Origin of the sequence: Flavonifractor sp. An4 (genome assembly GCF_002161755.1) — a bacterium.
Lineage (GTDB): Bacteria > Bacillota > Clostridia > Oscillospirales > Oscillospiraceae > Flavonifractor > Flavonifractor avicola.
The window spans coordinates 1-20,904 of record NZ_NFIL01000020.1 but is presented as its reverse complement, the minus strand read 5'-3'; the positions used below and the strand labels follow the sequence as shown (position 1 = coordinate 20,904).

18 protein-coding genes and 2 pseudogenes are annotated in these 20,904 nt (G+C 55.4%); 10 read left to right on the top strand and 10 right to left on the bottom strand.

Annotated elements, in window-relative coordinates; translation table 11 throughout:
* Positions 1–5: 5 nt before the first annotated feature.
* Positions 6–833: a purine-nucleoside phosphorylase gene (locus tag B5F94_RS09865; protein ID WP_087329805.1), complete on the bottom strand. Its 828-nt coding sequence runs from the start codon at positions 831–833 to the stop codon at positions 6–8.
* Between the two features lie 193 nt (positions 834–1,026).
* Here B5F94_RS09865 and B5F94_RS09860 point away from each other — a divergent pair, with 193 nt between their 5' ends.
* The 3 genes from B5F94_RS09860 to rny all read left to right on the top strand — a co-directional run bounded on the left by B5F94_RS09860 (position 1,027) and on the right by rny (position 4,893).
* Positions 1,027–2,277 (top strand): putative DNA modification/repair radical SAM protein, encoded by a 1,251-nt coding sequence (locus B5F94_RS09860; RefSeq protein WP_087329803.1) that lies wholly within the window; start codon positions 1,027–1,029, stop codon positions 2,275–2,277.
* Between the two features lie 29 nt (positions 2,278–2,306).
* Positions 2,307–3,089: a TIGR03915 family putative DNA repair protein gene (locus tag B5F94_RS09855; protein WP_087329801.1), complete on the top strand. Its 783-nt coding sequence runs from the start codon at positions 2,307–2,309 to the stop codon at positions 3,087–3,089.
* A 256-nt stretch (positions 3,090–3,345) separates the two neighbouring features.
* A complete protein-coding gene (gene rny / locus B5F94_RS09850) occupies positions 3,346–4,893 on the top strand; it encodes a ribonuclease Y (protein WP_087329799.1) in 1,548 nt (515 codons plus the stop codon).
* Positions 4,894–5,148: 255 nt separating this feature from the next.
* Here rny and B5F94_RS09845 read toward each other — a convergent pair.
* The 5 genes and pseudogenes from B5F94_RS09845 to B5F94_RS09825 all read right to left on the bottom strand — a co-directional run.
* Positions 5,149–5,295: pseudogene (locus B5F94_RS09845) on the bottom strand (sporulation transcriptional regulator SpoIIID); the annotation flags it as partial.
* The gene (locus tag B5F94_RS09840) at positions 5,282–6,817 is read right to left on the bottom strand and encodes a recombinase family protein (RefSeq protein ID WP_087329797.1); all 1,536 of its coding nucleotides are present in this window, start codon (positions 6,815–6,817) and stop codon (positions 5,282–5,284) included. The gene B5F94_RS09840 and the pseudogene B5F94_RS09845, both read right to left, overlap by 14 nt.
* A gap of 93 nt (positions 6,818–6,910) precedes the next feature.
* Positions 6,911–7,090, bottom strand: coding sequence for a hypothetical protein (locus B5F94_RS09835; protein ID WP_087187215.1), 180 nt, complete (start codon positions 7,088–7,090; stop codon positions 6,911–6,913).
* A gap of 113 nt (positions 7,091–7,203) precedes the next feature.
* Positions 7,204–7,974, bottom strand: coding sequence for a MobA/MobL family protein (locus tag B5F94_RS09830; RefSeq protein WP_087187214.1), 771 nt, complete (start codon positions 7,972–7,974; stop codon positions 7,204–7,206).
* 56 nt (positions 7,975–8,030) lie between these two features.
* Positions 8,031–9,839 (bottom strand): type IV secretory system conjugative DNA transfer family protein, encoded by a 1,809-nt coding sequence (locus B5F94_RS09825; RefSeq protein ID WP_158094649.1) that lies wholly within the window; start codon positions 9,837–9,839, stop codon positions 8,031–8,033.
* Positions 9,840–9,926: 87 nt separating this feature from the next.
* On the opposite strand from B5F94_RS09825, the gene B5F94_RS09820 reads away from it, so the two are divergent.
* A complete protein-coding gene (locus B5F94_RS09820) occupies positions 9,927–11,219 on the top strand; it encodes a hypothetical protein (RefSeq protein WP_087187212.1) in 1,293 nt (430 codons plus the stop codon).
* A gap of 183 nt (positions 11,220–11,402) precedes the next feature.
* Here the strand turns inward: B5F94_RS09820 and B5F94_RS09815 are convergent, their stop codons facing one another.
* From B5F94_RS09815 to istA, 3 genes are all read right to left on the bottom strand, one after another.
* The gene (locus B5F94_RS09815) at positions 11,403–11,963 is read right to left on the bottom strand and encodes a recombinase family protein (protein WP_087187211.1); all 561 of its coding nucleotides are present in this window, start codon (positions 11,961–11,963) and stop codon (positions 11,403–11,405) included.
* A 204-nt stretch (positions 11,964–12,167) separates the two neighbouring features.
* Complete coding sequence (locus B5F94_RS09810) at positions 12,168–13,085, bottom strand: class II glutamine amidotransferase (protein WP_087329795.1); 918 nt, start codon at positions 13,083–13,085, stop codon at positions 12,168–12,170.
* Entirely contained in the window at positions 13,085–14,344 is a 1,260-nt protein-coding gene (istA, locus tag B5F94_RS09805) for an IS21 family transposase (protein WP_087329793.1), read from the bottom strand. Before istA ends, B5F94_RS09810 begins: the two co-directional genes overlap by 1 nt.
* A gap of 548 nt (positions 14,345–14,892) precedes the next feature.
* On the opposite strand from istA, the gene B5F94_RS09800 reads away from it, so the two are divergent.
* The 3 genes from B5F94_RS09800 to B5F94_RS16705 all read left to right on the top strand — a co-directional run bounded on the left by B5F94_RS09800 (position 14,893) and on the right by B5F94_RS16705 (position 16,114).
* Positions 14,893–15,294 (top strand): IS66 family transposase, encoded by a 402-nt coding sequence (locus B5F94_RS09800; protein WP_255396451.1) that lies wholly within the window; start codon positions 14,893–14,895, stop codon positions 15,292–15,294.
* A 212-nt stretch (positions 15,295–15,506) separates the two neighbouring features.
* On the top strand, positions 15,507–15,731 hold the full coding sequence (locus tag B5F94_RS09795; protein ID WP_204220802.1) for a hypothetical protein: 225 nt from the start codon (positions 15,507–15,509) through the stop codon (positions 15,729–15,731).
* 41 nt (positions 15,732–15,772) lie between these two features.
* Complete coding sequence (locus B5F94_RS16705; protein WP_204247480.1) at positions 15,773–16,114, top strand: hypothetical protein; 342 nt, start codon at positions 15,773–15,775, stop codon at positions 16,112–16,114.
* A gap of 88 nt (positions 16,115–16,202) precedes the next feature.
* On the opposite strand, the pseudogene B5F94_RS09790 reads toward B5F94_RS16705, so the two are convergent.
* Positions 16,203–16,325 (bottom strand): annotated as a pseudogene (locus tag B5F94_RS09790) (sporulation transcriptional regulator SpoIIID); the annotation flags it as partial.
* Positions 16,326–16,588: 263 nt separating this feature from the next.
* On the opposite strand from B5F94_RS09790, the gene B5F94_RS09785 reads away from it, so the two are divergent.
* The 3 genes from B5F94_RS09785 to B5F94_RS17045 all read left to right on the top strand — a co-directional run.
* The gene (locus B5F94_RS09785) at positions 16,589–17,464 is read left to right on the top strand and encodes a DUF2156 domain-containing protein (protein ID WP_158100273.1); all 876 of its coding nucleotides are present in this window, start codon (positions 16,589–16,591) and stop codon (positions 17,462–17,464) included.
* A 1-nt stretch (position 17,465) separates the two neighbouring features.
* Entirely contained in the window at positions 17,466–19,721 is a 2,256-nt protein-coding gene (locus tag B5F94_RS09780) for a GNAT family N-acetyltransferase (protein ID WP_087329788.1), read from the top strand.
* Positions 19,722–19,896: 175 nt separating this feature from the next.
* On the top strand, positions 19,897–20,904 hold a 1,008-nt coding region (locus B5F94_RS17045), incomplete at its 3' end, for an RNA polymerase sigma factor (RefSeq protein ID WP_087329786.1).

The window sequence follows — 20,904 nt, the reverse complement described above, 5'->3', positions numbered from 1 at the left end:
CCGTCTTACCCGATCTGCTTCAGGCAGGCCAGTACCAGCCGGGAGAACTTGTCCTTGCAGGCCTCGGCGGCCTCCAGCACCTCCTCCTCGGAGAGGGGCTGATCCAGGATGCCGGCGGCCATGTTGGAGAGCAGGGTGAAGCCCAGCACCTGCATCCCGCAGTGGCCTGCCACGATGACCTCGGGGGCGGTGGACATACCCACCGCGTCGGCCCCGGCGATGCGGGCGAAGCGCACCTCGGCGGGGGTCTCGTACTGGGGGCCGGGGAAGTACATATACACGCCTTCCTTCAGCGCAATGCCCAGCTCCCCGGCGGCCTTCCGGGCCACATCCTGGAGGGCGGGGGTGTACAGGTGGGAGGCGTCGGGGAAGCGGACGCCGAACTCGGGCAGGTTCTCGCCCCGCAGGGGGGACTCCATGAAGATCTTGATCTGGTCGGTGATGAGCATCAGGTCGCCCGCCTTCCAGCTGGTGTTGACGCAGCCGGCGGCGTTGGTGACAATGAGGGTGTCGCAGCCCAGCAGCTTGAGCACCCGGACGGCGTAGGCCACCTCCTCATAGGAGTAGCCCTCATAGTGGTGCATCCGGCCCTGCATGACGGCCACGCTCTGGCCCTCCAGGGTGCCGAACACCAGGCGGCCCTTGTGGCCGGGGGCGGTGGAGGCCTTGAAGTGGGGGATCTCCCCGTAGGGCACGGCCACGGCGTTCTCTACAATATCCCCCATGTAGCCCAGGCCGGAGCCCAGGATCATGGCCACCTTGGGGGCAAAGGTGCCGATCTTGCTGCGGATGTAGTCGGCGCTCTCCTGATACTGCGCAAAGGTATAGTGCATAACAGATCCTCCTTAACAGCGGATGAAAGTAAAAGTTTTCGGTCCTATGAAAGGTTAATCTATGCAATTATACACCTTGTAATAGGAAAAAGCAATGAGGATTGCAGGACGGAATGGGGAACAAAAGTTCCAGAACTCCCCTCTTGACTGGTACGTTTGTTCGATATATAATGGGGCCAAAGGGGGGAGTACGGTGGATCTGATGGACAAGCTGACCATTCTGGCGGACGCGGCCAAGTATGACGCTGCCTGCACCTCCAGCGGGGTGGACCGGCGGGGCGGCAAAGGCATGGGGAGCACTATGGCCGCCGGGTGCTGCCACTCCTTCTCTGCCGACGGCCGGTGTATCTCCCTTTTGAAGGTACTGTACACCAACCGCTGCATCTACGACTGCGCCTACTGCATCAACCGCCGGTCCAACGACCTGCCCCGGACGGCCTTCACCCCCCGGGAGCTGGCGGAGCTGACCACCGGATTCTACCGGCGCAACTATATTGAGGGCCTGTTTCTCTCCTCCGCGGTGTGGGTCAGCCCCGACCGCACCACCGAGGAGATGATATCCGCCCTCACCCTCCTGCGGCAGGAGTACGGCTTTCATGGCTATATCCACGCCAAGGCCATCCCCGGGGCCGACCCGCTCCTTACCCAGCGGCTGGGCCAGCTGGCCGACCGGCTTTCGGTGAATATTGAGCTGCCCAGCGAGGACAGCCTCCATAAACTGTGCCCGGACAAGGAGAAAAAGGCCATTCTGGCCCCCATGGCCCAGATCCGGGACGGCATCACTCAGGCCAGGGGGGAGCTGGTGAAGTATAAGCACGCCCCCCGCTTTGCCCCGGCGGGCCAGTCCACCCAGATGATCATTGGGGCCACTCCTGAGAGTGATAAGCACATTTTGACCCTGACCCAGGCATTATATGACCAGTACAAGCTGAAACGGGTGTTTTTCTCCGCCTATATGCCGGTGTCCGACAGTTCCCTCCTCCCTGCCCGGCAGGACTTCAAGCCGCCCCTGCTGCGGGAGCACCGGCTGTACCAGGCCGACTGGCTGCTGCGGTTCTATCACTTCCGGGCGGAGGAGCTGCTGGATGAGGCCCACCCCAACTTCGACACCCGGGTGGACCCCAAGTGCGCCTGGGCTCTGGGGCATATGGAGCAGTTCCCGGTGGAGGTGAACCGGGCCGACTATGAGACCCTGCTGCGGGTGCCCGGCATCGGGGTGGTGTCCGCCAAACGGATTCTCACCGCCCGGCGGGTGGGGCCCCTCACCTTCTCGGGCCTGAAAACCCTGGGGGTGGTGCTGAAACGGGCCCAGTATTTCATCACCTGCTCGGGAAAGATGCTGGAGGGGTTAAGGGTGAACCCAGACGGGGTGCTCCGCCACCTGGTGGCTCTGGAGAAGCCCGCCCTGGCGGGAAAAGAACCGGAGCAGTTGTCGTTGTTTTGAAGGTTAAGCCCTTTTGAAAGGAGGTCCCCATGGACTGGCCCAGGTTTTCCTATTCTTATGACGGCAGCTTTGCCGGGTTCCTTACCTGTGTGTTTATGGCCTACGCCAACAAGGAGGAGCCCGCCTGCTTCCTCACCTACGGGGACGGCCGGGTGACTCTGTGGCCCCAGCGGACGGTGGACACCGACGACCAGAAGGCCCGGCGGGTGTACCGCTCTCTGGACCGGAGCATGGGCCAGCAGGGCCGCCGCCTGGTGACCTACGGCTTTCTCACCTGCCTGGAGGAGCGGGAGCTGGCCCTGTGGGACTTCCTCCGGCTGGGCTATGAGCGGGGGCCGTCGGTGGTGCGGGATCTCACCGACCCCCGGGTGGCTGTTCTGGGCAAGGCGGTCCAGCACCTGACCCACGAGGCCCACCTGCTCAAGGGCTTTACCCGCTTCTCCGACCAGGACGGGGCCCTGGTGGGAGAGATCGAGCCAAAAAACTGGGTGCTTCCCCTGCTGCGGCCCCACTTTGCCGCCCGCTACCCCGGCGAGACCCTGGTGCTCTACGACCGCACCCACCGGGAGGCCCTGTTCTGCCAGAAGGGGAAGTGGGCCATTGTGCCTCTGGACCGGTTCGACCTGGCCCCGCCCGGGGCAGGTGAATTGGATTACCGGGCCTTGTGGCGGCGGTTTTACGACACCATCGCCATTGAGGGCCGCTATAACCCCAAATGCCGCATGACCCAGATGCCCAAGCGGTACTGGGGTACCATGACCGAGTTTCAGCGGGAGGAATCCCCTGCCCCCGGCGCCATGGAACAAATTTGAAGGACGCGCTGCAATTTTGCAGCGCGTCCGACCTTTTCCCGGGAAATCAGGCAGGAATGGATTCTTCCGGAGACGAATTTCCTTGACAGAAGGAGCGGACAGCCTTAAAATAGATTCGGTGCATTTTTTGAAGAGCAAGGGGTACGCTCTTCAAATTTTTGTGCGGGTCGGACAAATCCTTGCCCGCCGCCCACATGGGAATTGAACAAAACGATTGAAACAAAAATCAAAACAGATGGAGGTGTAAACCCGGCTCATGTTGCCTGTCATATTAGCAGCCGTCATCGCGTTCGTGGTCGCGGCTGTGGTGTTTTTTGTGCTCGGCATCCAGTACCGCCGCCGCGTGGCAGAGAAGGAGATCTCCAGCGCGGAGGAGGAGGCCAAGCGCATCATCAACGAGTCCATCAAGAGCGCCGAGAGCAAGAAGCGCGAGGCCCTGGTGGAGGCCAAGGAGGAGATCCTCCAGGCCCGCAACGAGTACGAACGGGAAGTAAAAGAGCGCCGGGCCGACCTGCAGAAGCAGGAGCGGCGCTTGCAGCAGAAAGAAGAGAACCTGGACCGCAAGACCGAGAACATGGAGAAGAAGGAGGACACCCTGCAGCGCAAGCTGGCCGAGCTGGAAGAGGCCCGGGAAGAGGTGGCCACCGTCAAAAAGACCCAGATGGAGGTGCTGGAGCGCATCTCCGGCTTTACCGCCGAGGAGGCCAAGGACTACCTGATCAACCAGCTGGCCGAGGAAGTGACCCACGAGTCGGCCATGAAGGTGCGGGAGATCGAGGCCCAGTTCAAGGAAGAAGCCGACCAGCGCGCCAAGGAGATCCTGTCCCTGGCCATCCAGCGCTGCGCCGCGGACCATGTGGCGGAAGCCACCGTCTCTGTGGTACCCCTGCCCAACGATGAGATGAAGGGCCGCATCATCGGCCGCGAGGGCCGCAACATCCGCACCCTGGAGACCCTGACCGGCGTGGACCTGAACATTGACGACACCCCCGAGGTGATCACCGTCTCCTGCTTCGATCCCGTCCGCCGGGAGATCGCCCGGCTGGCTCTGGAGAAACTGATCCAGGACGGCCGCATCCACCCCACCCGCATTGAGGAGATGGTGGAGAAGGCCAAGCGGGAGGTGGACGCCACTATCAAGGCCGAGGGCGAGCGGGCCGTCTTTGAGACCAACGTCCACGGCCTGCACCCCGAGCTCATCAAGCTGCTGGGCCGGATGCGCTACCGCACCAGCTACGGCCAGAACGTGCTCAACCACTCCATCGAGGTCTCCCACCTGGCGGGGCTGCTGGCCGCCGAGATCGGCGCCGACATTACCGAAGCCAAGCGGGCCGGCCTGCTCCATGACCTGGGCAAGGCCATCGACCACGAGGTGGAGGGCTCCCACGTCCAGATCGGCGTGGAGCTGGCCCGGAAGTACCGGGAGAGCGAGAACGTGATCCACGCCATCCAGGCCCACCACAACGATGTGGAGCCCCAGACGGTGGTGGCCTGCCTGGTTCAGGCGGCCGACGCCATCTCCGCTGCCCGGCCCGGCGCCCGGCGTGAGAACCTGGAGAACTACATCAAGCGTCTGGAGAAGCTGGAGGAGGTCACCTCTTCCTTCCCCGGTGTGGAGAAGTCCTACGCCATCCAGGCGGGACGGGAGGTCCGCATCATGGTGGCTCCCGACAAGGTCAGCGAGGACCAGATGGTGCTGCTGGCCCGGGACATCGCCAAGAAGATCGAGGAAGAGCTGGAATACCCCGGCCAGATCAAGGTGAACATGATCCGGGAGACCAAAGTGGTGGATTACGCCAAGTAATCAGAGGGATGAAACCGGCGGGCTGCGTCAGCGGCCCGCCGGTTTAGACTGTCGAAAAAGACCCCTGGCCAAAGGTTTCGGAGGGAAGGATAGTGTGAAAGGGAACCGTCAGGGTTCCCTTTCGCGTGCAATCAAACAACTTTTGAGGACTTATGGAAGGCCTCAAAAGTTTAGCAGACAGTCAAAAAAGTGGCCGCAGCCACTTTTTTGACTGTCTGAACCGGCGGGCTGCATCAGCAGCCCGCCGGTTTTTGTTTAGATGCCTTTGTATTTTCGCCGGGTGGCGATGCCTCCCCGGATGTGGCGCTCGGCCTTGTTCTCCTCCAGCACCCCCTTTACCTGGAGGTACAGGGGCCGGTTGAAGGAGGGCAGGCGTTCACTGAGGTCCTTATGTTTCGTCGTTACGAATTAGAACGGTTTCGTCCAAGCCCAAATCACCGAACAGGCGCAGATAAATATCCACGTTCCCGTCCTTATCCACTTCGATCTTCTGGATGATCCGCTTCAGTTGGGCGTTGGTCATCTGCCGTACATCGGCAATGTCCTCAATCTCCTTGAAGGTTTGATGCAGGATGGTTTCCAGCTGCTCCCCCTTGGTGAGGTGGTAGGACACCATTTTCAGCTCATTTTCCAGCCGCTCGATCTCTTTGCGCATTCCGCCAATCTTGTCGTTGAGTTCCTCCCGGCTAATCAGATCGTCAGCATACATATCCATGTATTTCTGCCGGGTCTTTTGCAGCTTGGTAAGCTGGGAAGTCAGTTCCTTTTCATAGTTCAGGTTTTCATCCTTTGCCCTGTAGACCCGCTGGAATTCCCCTACCACATAGCGGATGACATTCTTCTTTGCTTTCAGCAGCCCGGCGAAGTATTCCTGCAAAACCTCAATGAGTTCCTCCTCGTCTACCGTCACAGCGTTGGGACAGTTGTCTGCCCCTTTGCCGTTGTGGCCGGAGCAGACCCAGCGGACATAGGTGTTCTTATAGGTGCGGACAGTCCGCCGGAAGGACCAACCGCATTCTTTACATCGAATCAGAGTGGAGAACAGATACTTATTGCTTTGTCTCATTTTTTCCACTTTGAACTGACGTCCTCGCTCCTCCATCATACGCTGAGCCTGTTCAAAGGACTCCGGGTCAATAATACGCAGTTCCGGACGTTCTACGACCATCCATTCCGAGACATCCTTGTCTGCCCGCTGGCCGGTCAAAAAGTCAGTGACCTCCTGTTTGCCGTTGATAATCTTCCCCGTATAGAGTTCATTGGTCAGGATACGGCAGACGCCAGCCTGGCTCCATTGGCAATTTCGCTTGGTACGCAACCCCCGCTCGTTGAGCAGGATAGAGATTTTAGCTGCACCGTAGCCATCTTTGAGGTACCACTGGTAAATTTGGCGGATCACCGCAGCCTCTTTCTCATTGATAGCAAGATTGAAGTAGTCACCAATGGTCTTATCGTACCCGTAGACAATGTTGGGGACGCGGCCTTTTTCCGCGTTCATCTTCTTGCCGAATTTCACGCGCTTGGAGGTGTTGGCGCTCTCCTCCTGGGCCAGAGCCCCGAAGATGGTCAGCACAAATTCGCTGTTGCCCATGCTGGTCATGTTGGCGGTCAGGAACTGCGTTTCAATTCCTAGTGCCTTTAATTTACGAACATTTTGTAAGAGGTCAACGGTATTTCTAGCAAAGCGTGAAATGTCTTTGACTACCACCATCTCAAAAAGCCCATGCTCTGCATCCGCCATCATCCGCAGGAACTCCTTGCGGTTCTTTATTTTTGTCCCGGAAATACCCTCGTCGGCATAGAGGCGCACAAGATTATCTCCAGTGCGTTTGGTATATTCGGAAAAGAACTCTTTCTGCGCTTCCAGGCTGTTGAGTTGATCTTCCTTGTCGGTAGAAACGCGGCAGTAAGCAGCGATGTTCATAGCAAAACCTCTCTGTTAAAATCAAGCCTTCCTGTTGCATCTTTATTTTATCATGAAGTGATTAATAGTACAACAGGAAAAGGGACACCCCACTCATGCAGGGTGTCCCTCACTGTCCTTTTTTCTGGCGTCATCCGGCCCATCGGCGGCTTGCTGTATGGCAAGCCGTGCCTTTTCCTGACTTGCTTCCACAAAAACTTTTAATATGTAATCAGCGGTGGCTACCGCTGAATTTGGATTGTGAAACCGGTAATTTAGCCTGCGCTCCTTCACAGCAGTAGCTCACCTCCTGTTTCCAAGGCTTTATCCCCAATATATGCGTACCGTTGTAAAAAATGTCCCCTCTCTACGGGCTACATCTGTGATATAATAAGTAATAGCAACCTTTATCGCCTCAACATGTGGTCAATTTCCAGGTCTATCTGGGGACGCAGGATACGAGCCTTGTTTTGTGCCTCTAGTTCCCGCCTGCGCGCTCCGGCAGGTGTGATCTCTCCTCGCTGTTCCTTTTGCCAATCCACTAACGAGAGATGGTTGACTGGTTCTCGGCCATAGCGACCTTGCACGAAGAGACTTTCGTGGCTGACTCGGACATCTAGACCGTTGCGCTCATAGGCTAGATTTTGGACAAGTGCCCATTGCTCCCGCCAGATATCAATGTATTTCCGCTTATTGTGTTCACGGTCTTTCCTCTTGCTGAACCCATCCAACTCTACTGTGCGGGTGGGAACGATGATATGAACATGGGGATTATTCCTTGAAGGATCTTGATAGTTGCGTCCTTCGTGTATTGCAGCGATTGCACATAGTCCTCGACTCAAGAAGTTTGTCTCTATGAATTCACTGATGATCTGAATTAATTCCTGCCGGGGGAGTTCGTTTGGGAGTGACCCTTTAAACTCCCTTGCAGTTCGGGCATCATAGCGGTGCTCTGCTTCCTCAATGGCGTTGCAGAGATGCTGGAGGTCGTGGAATGCAGGCGGTGCATTGGCAGGCTGGAATATATTGTAATATAGTACATCTTTTCGCTGCTTGTAGTAGGTCGTACTCTGATAGGGGTCGCACAGTCGTTTACCACTGATATAGTTTGCCAAACGAGTAACAGAGCGGCCCTTGCCGCGGCTGATGACTTGCACTTCGAGATGGTAGTTAGCCATGGATACCGTTCCTTTCTCTAGACTTTTTTCTGCCTGTCCACTTACACATCGATGTCCTAGGAGATAGTTGACGCTTTGCTGCTGGCATTATCTTGGAGCTGCTGAACCAGATCACGCCTGTTGGAGAGGTAGGACAGGAGGACTTCTATATGTCGAAATCGTTCCTGTGTTTCAGTCTCTGTTCTTTCTGGGACGATCTCGCTCAGCTCCGGGAAGTATTTCAATACCAAGCCGCCGAGGATATACTTAAGCTGATCCTTCTGTTTGCGCTTATTATCGTTGGCCTGCTTTTGAGCCAGCCGTCTCTGGTGTTCCATAGATCGGGTTCGCCTATCAGCGTTCTTTATCCTCTCCTCAATCATGAGTATCACTGCTCCCTCGTTGCAAAAGAATGGGTTCGAGTGGGTATTGGTAAAGCTCCTAGAAGGTACATTAATTTCACTTGGAGCAAACTTTTGTACGCGCAAAAAACCGTGCGGAGTTAATAGCAGAACATCCTTTAATGTGGCAAGTTCGTGGGGACAGACCATCCAGTCCCTCACCTCGCTAGTCTGAATACTGTACTCAACAGTGTCCTTCATGGAAGTACCTAGTTGCTGGCTGACGCTATGATGCCGTTGGATGCGCGTTCCGATCAGCTTGCAAAGGGTTTCTTGGGTCTCTGGGTCATTAGCCCGCAAAATGGCTTGGAACTGGCAGTTGTCCAAGATGATGCGTCGCTCTGATTCCCCGTAGATTGCATCGATCTGGGCGATACTCTGAACCATGAGACAGATGTTGACCTTCTTGCTCCGCAGAGTAGCCATGGCAGCCGGGAGCATTTCCAGCTTTCCAAATCGCGCAAATTCGTCCAGCAGTAAGAGCGTCTGTGGGATTTGTTCTGCTTCCAGGCAGTATTTCTCTGGCCGCCGCTCCAAGTAACGCAGAAGTTGTGTCAACATAAGATTGACTGCTCCGCCCCACTGCTCCACTTTGTTTGCCGGAATATGCAAGAAAATATTGGTGTGCTCCAGATCATTCCAGTTAAAGCACATGGCCCCCTCTCTCACACCTCGGAAGGCGTGACCGATGTAAGGATCACTGGCGAAAAGCATGAGTTTATTACGCAGGCCACGGTCGATTGCAGCCAGTACATCAGCTTTCAGAGCCATAGGACTTCCTAGGAGCATCTTTACCTGAACGTCCTCGCTGACAGAGATCGTCTCACATAGAGAAGAAATGTCGGTACTCATAATTTCGCAGACTGTTTCACTGAAACTCAGGCCAAGTTTGAAAAAATAGAGGAGTGACGCAGCGAATAGGGCTTGCTCAGACTCAACCCAGAAGGGCTGGTTGTCCTCCATAGCAGCGGGGACAATCGCCAGGACAATTTCCCAGATATTACTCATAAGATTGCTTGCAGAATCCTCCAACAGCCACCAGAATGGGTCATAACTGGGACCATCCGTTTGAGTGGGATCGAAGATAAGGTATGGACGGACAGCGGTTCCGCTTTGGTATAACACTTCGTACCGCTTAGAGAGCTCGCCCTTTATATCTGTCGCACAAATCGCACCGTGCCAACTTTTTAGTGTAGGCGCTGCGACTCCGTAACTTTTTCCGCTCCCATTTCCACCAACCACGAGGATATTTCCCTCTTCCCCTTCGGGTATCCCGACAAGAGAGTCTTGGTCATCCGCCTCAAGATAACCGAAAGTGAACCCACTGGCATCATCCTTGAGAAGCAGACAGTTAGGTGCTTCTCCAATATCACCCCTTTCTATTTGAAATTGATACTTTTTTCTTAGGGAAATTGCCCCCGCACGCTGTTCGTAGTCGTAGATGCCCGCTTTGACGGGTAGCTTGATTTTCTCCCTTTTGGACAAATGCATCACCTCTTCACTTGACTTTCTGGCTACAATTCTAGCCAATTTGAGCCGGGAGAGTTGGGACAAAAATTTTTGGAGGTAATCATGAAGACCTATTTCCCCGAAGACAGTGTGTTTAGCCGCACAAAGAACTTCCGTTGGAATTCAGCGCCCTTAGAGAAACAGTACCGTGAAGACAAAGATTGTTTTTTGGATCTGGAAATACTCGGAGAGGTGATTGCAAAATTTTGCGAAAACAGTTTTATTAAAGAACTCTCTCCATCAGAACGTTTGGATCGAGTCCTCCGAAAAATATATGATATGATAAAAAAGTCAGATTTGGCATCCCAGCTATTCTGTGTGGACTCTCCACTTGCACACCACGCTTATGAGGCATATGTATTTGCTGTATGTAGTTCCTTTTTGCACGCAAGTAAGCGAGTGAAAGCAATGACATATCTTGACTTTGTAAAGAAAAATCATCCACTCGATTTTGTAAATCCAGACTCTCCAAATTACAGGGAACCATTCCTGTTACAATCAGAGGCAGACAAACTGCGGAAATTCCGCCAGCGTCGCTTAAATCAAGGGCGGGTATATATCAAGGAAGGTACTCAGTGGAATGCGATAACCAAAGATAGCGAGTATGAATGGACTCGTTATTACGATTTGGAGGAAACAGATGATGTTGTCAGTAAAGTGGACAAACGCATCGGAAATCTTTACAAGGGAATCAAGGATGCTTTAAATACAGAGCAAGACGGCGGGTATCAAGATAGGGTGCAGAAATCGTATAAGAAATTCTTGTCGAAATTAAGGAAAATAAAATATGAAGATTTTTTAGAGCTTTATAAAGCAGATTTGACCCGTATTTGCAAAAGCACAAAAGATAATAAGTATCTTGGAATAAATCTATACAGACTTGAAAGACGGCTTCAGCCTCATAAAATCATAAATGAAGTAAAAAAATTGACGGAGTGCAGCTCTCCAGAATTAGAAGCTGAATTGTTGCTCAAAACGGTTTTCTTAAATGAAATCTGTTTCCCGAAGATCTACGAGGATCTCCTGCCTAACCCAGTTGGCCTCATTGATCGTTATGCAAATGAATTTTACTATACCTTGAACGACGAGATGGTAATCAGTAATTTGATTCTTGATGTGCTGGTAGAAAAAGGCTTTTTAGGGGAAGAGTGGGAGGCTATGCTCCTTAATAAAGTAAATGGAATGGCTGATGAAGTATTTTATAATCCCGAAAAAGCAAAAGAAGAGTTAAATACACGCGATTTTATGGCAGATCATGCCCAAGAGAAATTTATCCGGCTACTTCATGCAGGTGTGTTTATTGAAACTCACATGGCGTGTAATTTTAAGTTTAGCATTATGGATTTGTTGATTTAATTTTATAGAAACCATTTCCCAGTATTTCATTATGAAGCCTTGTCCACCGGGCGGTGAGATCCCAGAGCTGAATAAATTTTCCGTAAGCAACTGGATTTGCTTAAGTGGGGCAGTGACAATAAAGGTAAAGCTTATGGAAAATTTAGGCAGGGCTGGTGTCGAGGTGCCCGGTGGACAAGGGCTCTATTGCTGATATTTCAGGTATCTATACAAGGTAGCTTTTTTGATGCCCGTTAAGTCCTCGATTTCAGCCACGGTATGTTGGCCAGACACATAGAGCTTGAGTGCTTGGTTCAACCTATGCGGGTTGCACCGGGGCCGTCCACCTTTTCTACCACGGGCCCGGGCGGCATTTAACCCCTCCCGGGTACGCTCGGCGATTACATCCCGTTCAAATTGAGCCAGGGCAGACATGAGAGTGAAGAGTAGCTTGCCAGTAGAGGTGCTGGTGTCGATTTGCTCTTTGAGGCTCACCAACTGCACCCCTTTTTTGTTCATCTGCTCTACCAATTCAATGAGGTCTTTGGTGCTCCTGCCCAGTCTGGAAAGGGACTCCACAATGACTGTATCTCCTGACGCTATGTGGGAAAGCAGCTTGTTTAGCTCTGGCCGCTCTCGTTTGGTACCGCTCATTTTTTCCTGAAAGATAATTTCCGCTCCATGTTGCCGAAGCATGTCCAACTGCCGCTCCAGATTTTGGTCAGCAGTGGATACTCTGGCATATCCAATCAATTGGTGATGCATAGTTCCCTCCTCTGTCTCAAAAACGTATGGTAATTGATATATTGATTTTGATACGGGTTTTGCAACAGAAACAGAGGTACAAAAGGTGTCGTTTGACTCCTTTTCACTCTTGTCTTAAAAACGAAGGTTATTGAGACTACAGAAATTGTTCCTTAGGCCAGGTTACTATGTTGGGACTTTATCTATGTCTCGCTGAGGTATACCCTAACGATACCCCTGCCAGCTGGGGATTCCGTACAGCTCCTCCTCGATCTCATCGGTGGAGTACCCGGCCTCCAGCAGCTCGTCGATGTCCTCCGGCGTATAGCCCAGCGCGGAGGCAATGTTCTTGAGGGTGCGCAGATAGCTCCGGTCCGGCTGATACGAGCGGGCGCAGGGATGCCATGGGCGATAGATCGGATAGGTCATCATGAACTGTCCCGCCGTGGTCAGGCCATGCTTGTCCCATCTCAGGATCTCCCCGTCAGAAACCGGTACCTCCCGGAAGGGCTCCCCGGCCAGCCAGGTGCGGTTTACTGCCTGATGCAGAATGGCCAGGGTTGAGGCGTAGATGTACAGCCCCAGCCGCGGGTAATGCCAGATGGTCAGCGGGTTATCCCCCTTCACCAGGTACAGCCGGTCCTTATGGTCCAGCACCGTAAACACAAAGGAGCCCTCCACCGTCTCAGCCATCTCGCTCAGGCTGTCCGGTGTGAGGGCTCCCTGTTGCTCCAGCAGCTGCACCGCCACATAGCTGTCCGTCTGAATGTGGGTCTGGGGCAGCTTCTTACTCTTGCGCAGGCTCTTGTCGTTGTACAGCACCCCATTGTGGGCTAAGGCAAAGTGCAGCCTGCCCACCTTTCCCGCAAAGGGATGGTTATTCTGAGGGTATTTCGCGTCCCCCTGGGTCGTCATGCGGGTATGGCCCATTACCACTCTGGCGTCTCCCGGCACGAAGAAGCGGTGCTTGCGGGCGGGGCCTGGACCCTTGCAGATCTGGAGCCTGCCGCCGCTGTTGTAAGCGATGCCGGCGGCGTCCGTCCCCCGGACCTCGCTCTCCGCCGCCAGTGCCCGGATAAGCCTGGTCTTTTGCTTACCGGTGAGACTTCCGCTGTTGTCCATGATTCCAAAGAGACAGCACATCAGCTTTCCTCCTCGCTTTCCACAGGCTCGTTCACATAGAGCCGCCGTTCTTTCAGGTACTGCACCAGCTCCGGCTGCTGACAGCCGGATACAAAGGTAGTCCAGGCCATGCCTTTCAGCTCTTCATCAGACAGATGCACTGCTGCATCACAGATGCGGTCGATCAATTCCAAGGTAGCCAGAATGGTGTTGGTTTTTAGGGTGCCCCGGAACATCCGGAACTCCACCGTATCCGGGTTTTGCAGATTGACGCAGGTATACCGTCCCCCGTGGTAGCCCTTCTTGGCAAAGTCCAGAATATCCATGGGGTGCTCTTTGTAGCGGAACACAGAGAAGGGATACTGCGGCAGCTCTAAAAGTGCCGCCTTGTCCTCTTCCCAAAGTTCCCGGATGGGAACCTTGTGCTTGTAGTGGAGCCGGTCAGCGTCCTTTTCGCACCACTCCAAGAGCTGTTCATTAAATTCCTCAAACGAGGTAATGACTGGGACCGGGACAAACGCATTGCGGCGGCTGTAACCAACCTTGTTCTCTACATTGCCTTTTTCGTTGCCGGAAGCCGGATTGCAAAAATCAGCCTGGAAACGGTAGTGGAGCATAAAGCGGGTAAAGCCCTCCGTAAGGACACGCTCACCATCTTTTAGTACCTGAGCAACCGCCGTGGTCATGTTGTCAAACCGCAGCCTGGGAGGGACGCCGCCAATGTGCTCAAAAATCCGCTTCATGCCTTCCAGCAGGCACTCTTGGTTTTGAGACGGGAACGCTTGCGTTACTCCGTTGTTAGAGCCGGGGAATGAGATCGTCAGCGCATAGAACGGAAAGCGTTCTCCGGTAGCGGCCCATTCGCCTTCCGCAAGGCCAAAGTCCACCTGTCCCCAGCCTTTGGGGTGCTCCAGAGGGAGATACCCGGCACTCAGAGTTTTCATGACATATTTTTTCTTGCGGACATACTTCTTCACGGTGGAATAGCAGCCAGTAAACCCATGCTCATCACACAGGCGGTGGTAAATCCGCATTACTGTATGGCGCTGTTTCCTGGGGGCCTTTCGGTCCTCCTCCAGCCATTTATCAATGATGGGGATGAAGTCTTGCAGCACCGGATAGCTCTGTGGCTCAATATCCGGCAGATTGTCCTCGCTCCAGTTTTCCTGGTAGGCGTACTTGCGGACAGTCTCAAAGCTGTGGCCGGTTATGCGGCATATTTCCCGCAAACTTGCCTCTTCATTTTCGTAGAGGTCTTTGATATACTTGATTTGAGCCATTCGTAACACCTTTCTGCTACCCCCTTATGGTTATCCCACCTAAAGGGTAGCGTTTATTTCAGGTGCTGACAATGGCTCTTTTTATTTGCCATTGGGGTGCTCACTTTTTGAGTACCATTTGCTACATTTTCATTTTACCGAAAACAAGTGTATGGTGTAGTACACGGAAGTATCAAAAATCGTACAAGACTTTGAGATAGTGAGGTACAGGTATGGAGAAAGTAACGTGCTTACAGAGAACTAATTAGCAATATCAACTGGTGGAATGCAGCCAGCGAGTGGAGGCCCGCATAGAGACTTTTCCGGCTAATTACAAGTAGACAACTACCACAAACTGTCCAGAGCACATTTAGATGGTAAGCAGATGGGCACACGCTAGGCAAAAAGTTAATGAGCCACTGTATACGTTGCCCGAAAAGGAACCATAGGATTTTCTAGCGACAACTGACGAGCGTTATTGCATTAGGTTGTTTTAGATGGAGTAGTCTATCATGGAACTGATGCCAGGAGAACGCTATACCAAGCGACTGGAACTGTAAAGACCGGTTCTGGACGCTTTGTTGGTATGGGCAAATGAGTCCAGCGCCAAAACCGCGCCCAAGTCTGCCCTGGGCAAGGCCCTGCACTATCTGGGGGAGCAGTGGCCCTACCTGGTACGCTATCTGGAGGACGGCAGGCTGGAGCTCTCCAATAACCGTGCCGAGCGCAGCATAAAGCCTTTTGTAATGGGCCGGAAGAACTGGCTCTTTTCCAACACCCCTGCCGGCGCCCAGTCCAGCGCCGTGATCTACAGCCTGATTGAGACCGCAAAGGAGAATAACCTGGATCCCTACCGCTACCTGGTTTGGCTCCTGCACAACGCACCGGGGTTGAGCCAGACCGATGAGGCTTGGGCAGAATCTTTCCTCCCGGCGAACGCACCCCAGGAATGTAAAATTCCAAAACCATAATGAAAATGCCGACCGCCATCTCAATGCCTGCGCACTGAGATGGCGGCCTTTTTATACGCCCGGAGATTTTGTTAGCGCCGGGCGAAAACCGCCATTCCGGGCCGGGTGAAAATCGCCAATTTTGGCCGGACGAAAATCGCCAATCGTTATTTACAATTTGAGCAGTTCCTTTACACTGGGGGTATAGCCAGCCCCCGGTGAAAGGAGACAAGATGAAACAACCTAATTTCGCAGCCATGTCCCCGGCGGTGGCAAAAGCCATTGAGCAGATGATGGCCGAGCAGGGAGACAAGTTCTCGCTGGAGAAGGTCAATCTTGCAGAGCTGAAGCGCCGTACCGGGATTTCCCGCGCCAGACTGCGCCGGATGAAGGAGCACGGCTTTGTGAGGACACTGAGCACGCCGCAAAGGGCCGGAAAGCGAGCACCACGCTCCTGAGCGGCTATACAGGTATCCTGGATGGTCTGCTGAAGAACGGCGTGACAAACTCCGCTGTGTGCCTCAGCAGGCTCCGTGCAAACGGATATACTGGCAGCCAGACCACGATTAAAAACTACATCCTGGCGCACCAGCATCTCATTCCGCCTGCTCGCTATGCGGTTGCTCCGCAGGGAAACCGTGGGCGGCGGTACACCACCGGCCCCGGAGACGCGTTCCAGATGGACTGGGGCTTTACCAAGGTCCAGTCTTTCACCGGAGAAGAATACTCTGTTGCCTGCTTTGCTATGGTCTGCCACCACTGCGGTGAGCGGTATGTGGAGTTCTTCCCCAACGCCAAGCAGGAAAACCTGTTCATTGGTATGCTCCACGGGTTCCGGTAACAATTTGACGGTTACCTAAAAACAGAGTAACAAACCTTATGGTCGTGTCAACCTTATTGTATTGCCCATATAAAACATTCTAATTTATTACATCTGTATGTACGGTGGATTTGCTGATGCCGAACTGCCGGGCGGCGGCCCGCACCGTGGCACGGTTCTCTATGATGTAAAGCGCCAGCCGGCAGGCGCGTTCCTCGATGTTCCCTTTCAAGCAGCAACACTCCTCCATTCATTCACTGGTGGAGTATATGAAGGGGGACCGACAGATATTTCTGCTCCGGCAGGAAAGGGACTTGTAATGTAGAGCGGCTTGGTAGATAATAGAGGGGCCTCAAAGCGAAAAACAGGCCCTCTTATGGAAGAAAAAGGACAAAAACGGGCATGATACAGGAGCGCACAGCTCCAGAGCCCTTCCCTGCTGTTTGCCGCTGCGGAGGCCAGCGATTCTATTATGACGAAGAAAAGAGACACATCATGCAATTTAAGCAACTGACGCTGAGTGAGATTCCTCTTGTTCAGCCTTATTTCCGACAGATGAAATCCAGGACCTGCGACTTTACCGTGGGCGGAATGTTCATGTGGCGGAATTACTATAAAATGGAATATGCCATGGACGGGGAGATCTTTTATTCCCGTCTCCACGACCAGGACGGCCAGGTGTACTACAATCTCCCTCTGGGGGGCGATGTGGCCGGCGGCATCCAGGTGCTGAAGGGGCAGACCGAGGCCGGCCCGCTGCGGTTCTGCACCGTCCCGGAGTGCTATCTGGAGGAATTCCAGGCCATCTGTCCGGGGTGTGCCGTCAGCGAGCAGACCGATTTTGCCGACTATCTGTATCAGGCCTCCGATCTGGCCCAGCTGGGGGGCAAGCGGTACAGCGGCCAGCGCAACCAGATCAGCCAGTTCAAGCGGGGGGTGGAGGGGTGGTCCTTTGAGCCCCTGACCGCTGGAAACGTAGGGGCGGTGGAGGCCTTTTTCACCCAGACCTATCTGTCCGGCGCGGGCGCCGGGGCCACGGAGCGGGAGGAAAACGACCGGGTGCTGGAGGTGCTGCAAAATCTGGACCGGTACGGCATGGTGGGGGGCGTGCTCACCGCCGACGGGGCCATCGTGGGCTTCTCCCTGGGGGAGATCGTCAACGACACCCTGTTCACCCACATCGAAAAGGCCGACCGAAGCTGCAAGGGCGCCTATCAGATGCTGGTCAATCAGTTCGCCGCCGCCTATACAGGCGGAAACGTGACCTGTATCAACCGGGAAGAGGATATGGGGGACCCGGGCCTGCGGCGGGCCAAGCAGGCCTACCACCCCATAGAACTGCTGAAAAAATATGTGGTTGAGGTAATGTGACATGACGACCGGGATGCTGCGAGACTGTCATATGGAGCAGGTGATGGAGCTGTTCTGTCAGTGCTTCCAGGACGATCATTTCTACAAGCGCTCCTTCCCCTCGGAAGCCACCCGTATGCAGGATATGAGGAAGGCCTACGGGCCCAGCCTGCTGTACTGCCTCCGGCACGGAGACTGCCGGGGGATCTGGGACGGGGACACCCTGACGGCCTTTCTGCTCTGCTTTGATTACCGTAAGGTGCGGGGGGAGGACTTTGCCTCCTTCCGGATGATCTTCGCCGGGGAGGATGGGGGCGAGGGCCTCCCCTACAGCGCTTCCCTCCACGACGTGGTGGAGGGACTGCCCGGGGATGTGCTCTACCTGCTGTCGGTGGCGGTGCGCCCCGCCTGCCAGAACCGGGGCCTGGGGGCCTGCCTCATCGACCTGATCCTGAAGGACTATCCCCGGCACTACCTGGTCAGCGACGTGTCCAACCCGGACTCCCTGGGGATCTACCGGAAGCGGAACTTCTCCATCCGGGAGATCGACAAGGACTACAATCTCATCATCCATGCCCCCCAGGACCCCGCCCATACCTGCTCCATCGGCAGCACGGTCAAGCTGCTGCTCCCCTCCCCCGGCCTGCTGGAGCGGTATCAGATCCCCTGCCGTGTGGTGAAGGAACAGACGGCGGTGGCCGGGTACGGCACAGTGGAGGACCACGGCGTGGCCTGCTTTGTGGCCCGGGAGGGGGAGCTGGCCATGGGGTCCGTGGTGGAGCTGGACTACGACAGCTATTTGCAGTACCAGCGGCTCATCAACGTGGCCCAGTATGAGGAGCATATGGCGGGGGACCGGGTCTTTTATGTCCAGAAAACCCCCTATCCCGCCCCGCCCCTGATGAACCGTGTGCTGGAGGAGATGCTCCCTTCCCGCCAGGCGGAATGGGCGGTGATCCCCGATGTGTTTGTGTCGGTGCCCGTTCAGTACCGGTCCATGGACCTGCTGGAGGACTGCCCGGCTCAGCCCGACCGCAAAGCCGCCGCCCTGCTGAAGGACATGGACTTCCGCACCCACTATGAGGCGGGCGTCCCCTCCCAGCTGGAGGATGTGGACGATCTGGCCGGCTTCAAGCGCCGCATTAAGCGCTATTACCTGGGCAAGATTCCGGTCCAGATCACCAGAGAGGGAACGGTGGACTGCTACGACGAGGCAGGCGACCCCATCGGCGCTCCCGCCTTCGTGGATCTGTACATTTCCATTGACACCGACAGCAACTGCGGAGTGCTGACCTGGTACTCCCTCTCCTCCCCCTTCCTCATCAGCCACCTGATGGACAACATCATCCGCAACAATCTGATGGTGGTGGGAGCGGACGGCAGCCACACCAATTTCTTTGACTTTGTCAGCCTGAACTATGGGGTCATCAAGCGGGGCACCCCCAAGATCTTTGCGGTGATCCCCAAGGCCAAGAGCTGCCTGAAGTCCAGCCAGATCGCCTCCCTGCTGGCCGCCGAGACCATCTACCCCGACGGGGAGAATTTCGGTGAGATCGTGGACCGGGAGATCGTGGCCGCCATCAGCTCGGAAAAGGGCATGGGGCAGTATGACCGGGCCTTCGTGTGCGCCTACAGCAACGTGGTGCTCCAGTTCACCCCCGACTTTCAGGCCACCCTGCGGGACCGGCTGTGCGAGGAGTCCATCACCCTGTTTTACATCGAGCTCATTCTGCTGGAGGAGGCCGCCATCCAGATCGCCGACCGGGAGATCATCCGCCTCATTACCTCAAAGGCGGTGGACGAGCCGGTGGAGTTTCTCAAGCAGGTGGAGAATATCTACGACAATTTCTCCAAAACCATTGATTTCTGGGACATTCAGGTGAACTACCCCACCTCCCAGAAGTCCATCGATATGCTGCGCCAGGCCTTCAAGATCAAGGAGCAGCTGGCGTTCATGCAGCGCAATCAGGCCCAGATGCAGACGGTGTTTGACACCAAGTGCGACATCATCGACCGCAACGATTCCAAGCGGATGGACACCTCTCTGGCCATCATCTCCATTCTGGCCATCTTTTCCGCCTGGATCGACGGGTATGACTATATCGCCACCTGGAGCGATGTGTTTTCCGGCTCCGTAATCCATCTGCTCCAGCGGATCCTGTTTGTTGGGGTGGCCATCACCGCCGGGTATGCCATCTTCCATCTGTTTGGAAACAAGTTCAGACGTTTCCTCAACAGGCGGAGGGACCGCAGGCGGAGGCGGAATCAGAAAAAATGACCTTATCAACCGCAGAGCAGGACGGGCCCTGAAAAGGCCCGTCCTGCTTTTGTTGTCTCGGGCTGGGGAATGATGGTACAATGGAGAAAAAGTGAGACAAAATTTTCGCGGGATAAAACCGGCGGAGCCTTTTCCAACACAAACAGACAGAAACGTTCCAAAGGGAGGAAGTCATATGCAGCTTTTGTCCGATTTGTCCAACACCGAGGCGGTAGCCCGGCTTCGGGCGGGGGATGAGGAGGTCTTTACCCGGCTGTATCAGGCCTGTTATCGCATGGTCTATCTCCAGGCCATGAAAATCCTGGGGCAGGCCGATCAGGCCGAGCAGGTGGTGCAGGACGTATTCATCGCCGTGTTCCGCTCCATCGACAAGCTGAAGGACCCGGAGTCCCTGCGGTCCTGGATCGGTGGCATTGCGGTCCGGCTGGCCCTCCATCAGCGGAAGATGCAGACCGACTCCCGTGAGTTCGCTCTGGAGGAGGAGGCTATGTTTGACCTTCTGGATTCCGGCCCACCCGTGTCCTCGCCGGAGGATACCCTGTGCGAGCGGGACACGGGCCTGATTTTGGGGGAGCTGGTGGACCAGCTCCCCGACGAGCAGCGCACCGCCGTCATGCTCTACTACTACGACCAGTGCCCCATTAAGCACATTGCGTCCATTCTGGAATGTGCCGAGGGCACCGTCAAAAGCCGCCTGAACTACGCCCGCAAGGCGCTGGAGAAGCTGATCCTCCAGCGGGAGCAGCGGGACGGCGTGCGGCTCCATGCCCTCAACCCGGGACTGCTCTTCCTGGCCATGGTGCTCCAGGAGCAGAATCTGGCGGTGGACCCGCAGACCATGGAGCGGGGGCTGCTGGCCGTCAAGGGGGCTCTGGGCCTCACCGCGGCGGCAGCGGCAGGCTCCTCTGCTGCGGCGGCCACCACCGCGGCTTCCACCTCGGCGGCTTCCACCGCAACTGCTGCCGCCTCCGCTTCGGCGGCGGTTGGTGCCGGGGGCGGGGGTCTGACCCTGGGCAGCAAGGTGGCCATTCTGCTGGTGGCGGCGGCTGTGGCTACGGGAGGCGGCGTGTTTCTGGCCACCCGGCCCCCGCAGGAGCCTCAGCCCAGTGTCCCGGTGATAGCTGTGGTCTCCCCCACTCCCACAGCTACGCCGTCGGCCACCCCCAGTCCCACGCCCACGGTC

Coding starts and splice junctions, on each gene's coding strand:
- B5F94_RS09865 (WP_087329805.1), bottom strand. CDS start 833: ATGCACTATACCTTTGCGCAGTATCAGGAGAGCGCCGACTACATCCGC.
- B5F94_RS09855 (WP_087329801.1), top strand. CDS start 2,307: ATGGACTGGCCCAGGTTTTCCTATTCTTATGACGGCAGCTTTGCCGGG.
- rny (WP_087329799.1), top strand. CDS start 3,346: ATGTTGCCTGTCATATTAGCAGCCGTCATCGCGTTCGTGGTCGCGGCT.
- B5F94_RS09840 (WP_087329797.1), bottom strand. CDS start 6,817: ATGAACATCGCTGCTTACTGCCGCGTTTCTACCGACAAGGAAGATCAA.
- B5F94_RS09830 (WP_087187214.1), bottom strand. CDS start 7,974: ATGGCTAACTACCATCTCGAAGTGCAAGTCATCAGCCGCGGCAAGGGC.
- B5F94_RS09820 (WP_087187212.1), top strand. CDS start 9,927: ATGAAGACCTATTTCCCCGAAGACAGTGTGTTTAGCCGCACAAAGAAC.
- B5F94_RS09815 (WP_087187211.1), bottom strand. CDS start 11,963: ATGCATCACCAATTGATTGGATATGCCAGAGTATCCACTGCTGACCAA.
- B5F94_RS09810 (WP_087329795.1), bottom strand. CDS start 13,085: ATGTGCTGTCTCTTTGGAATCATGGACAACAGCGGAAGTCTCACCGGT.
- istA (WP_087329793.1), bottom strand. CDS start 14,344: ATGGCTCAAATCAAGTATATCAAAGACCTCTACGAAAATGAAGAGGCA.
- B5F94_RS09795 (WP_204220802.1), top strand. CDS start 15,507: ATGAAACAACCTAATTTCGCAGCCATGTCCCCGGCGGTGGCAAAAGCC.
- B5F94_RS09785 (WP_158100273.1), top strand. CDS start 16,589: ATGCAATTTAAGCAACTGACGCTGAGTGAGATTCCTCTTGTTCAGCCT.
- B5F94_RS09780 (WP_087329788.1), top strand. CDS start 17,466: ATGACGACCGGGATGCTGCGAGACTGTCATATGGAGCAGGTGATGGAG.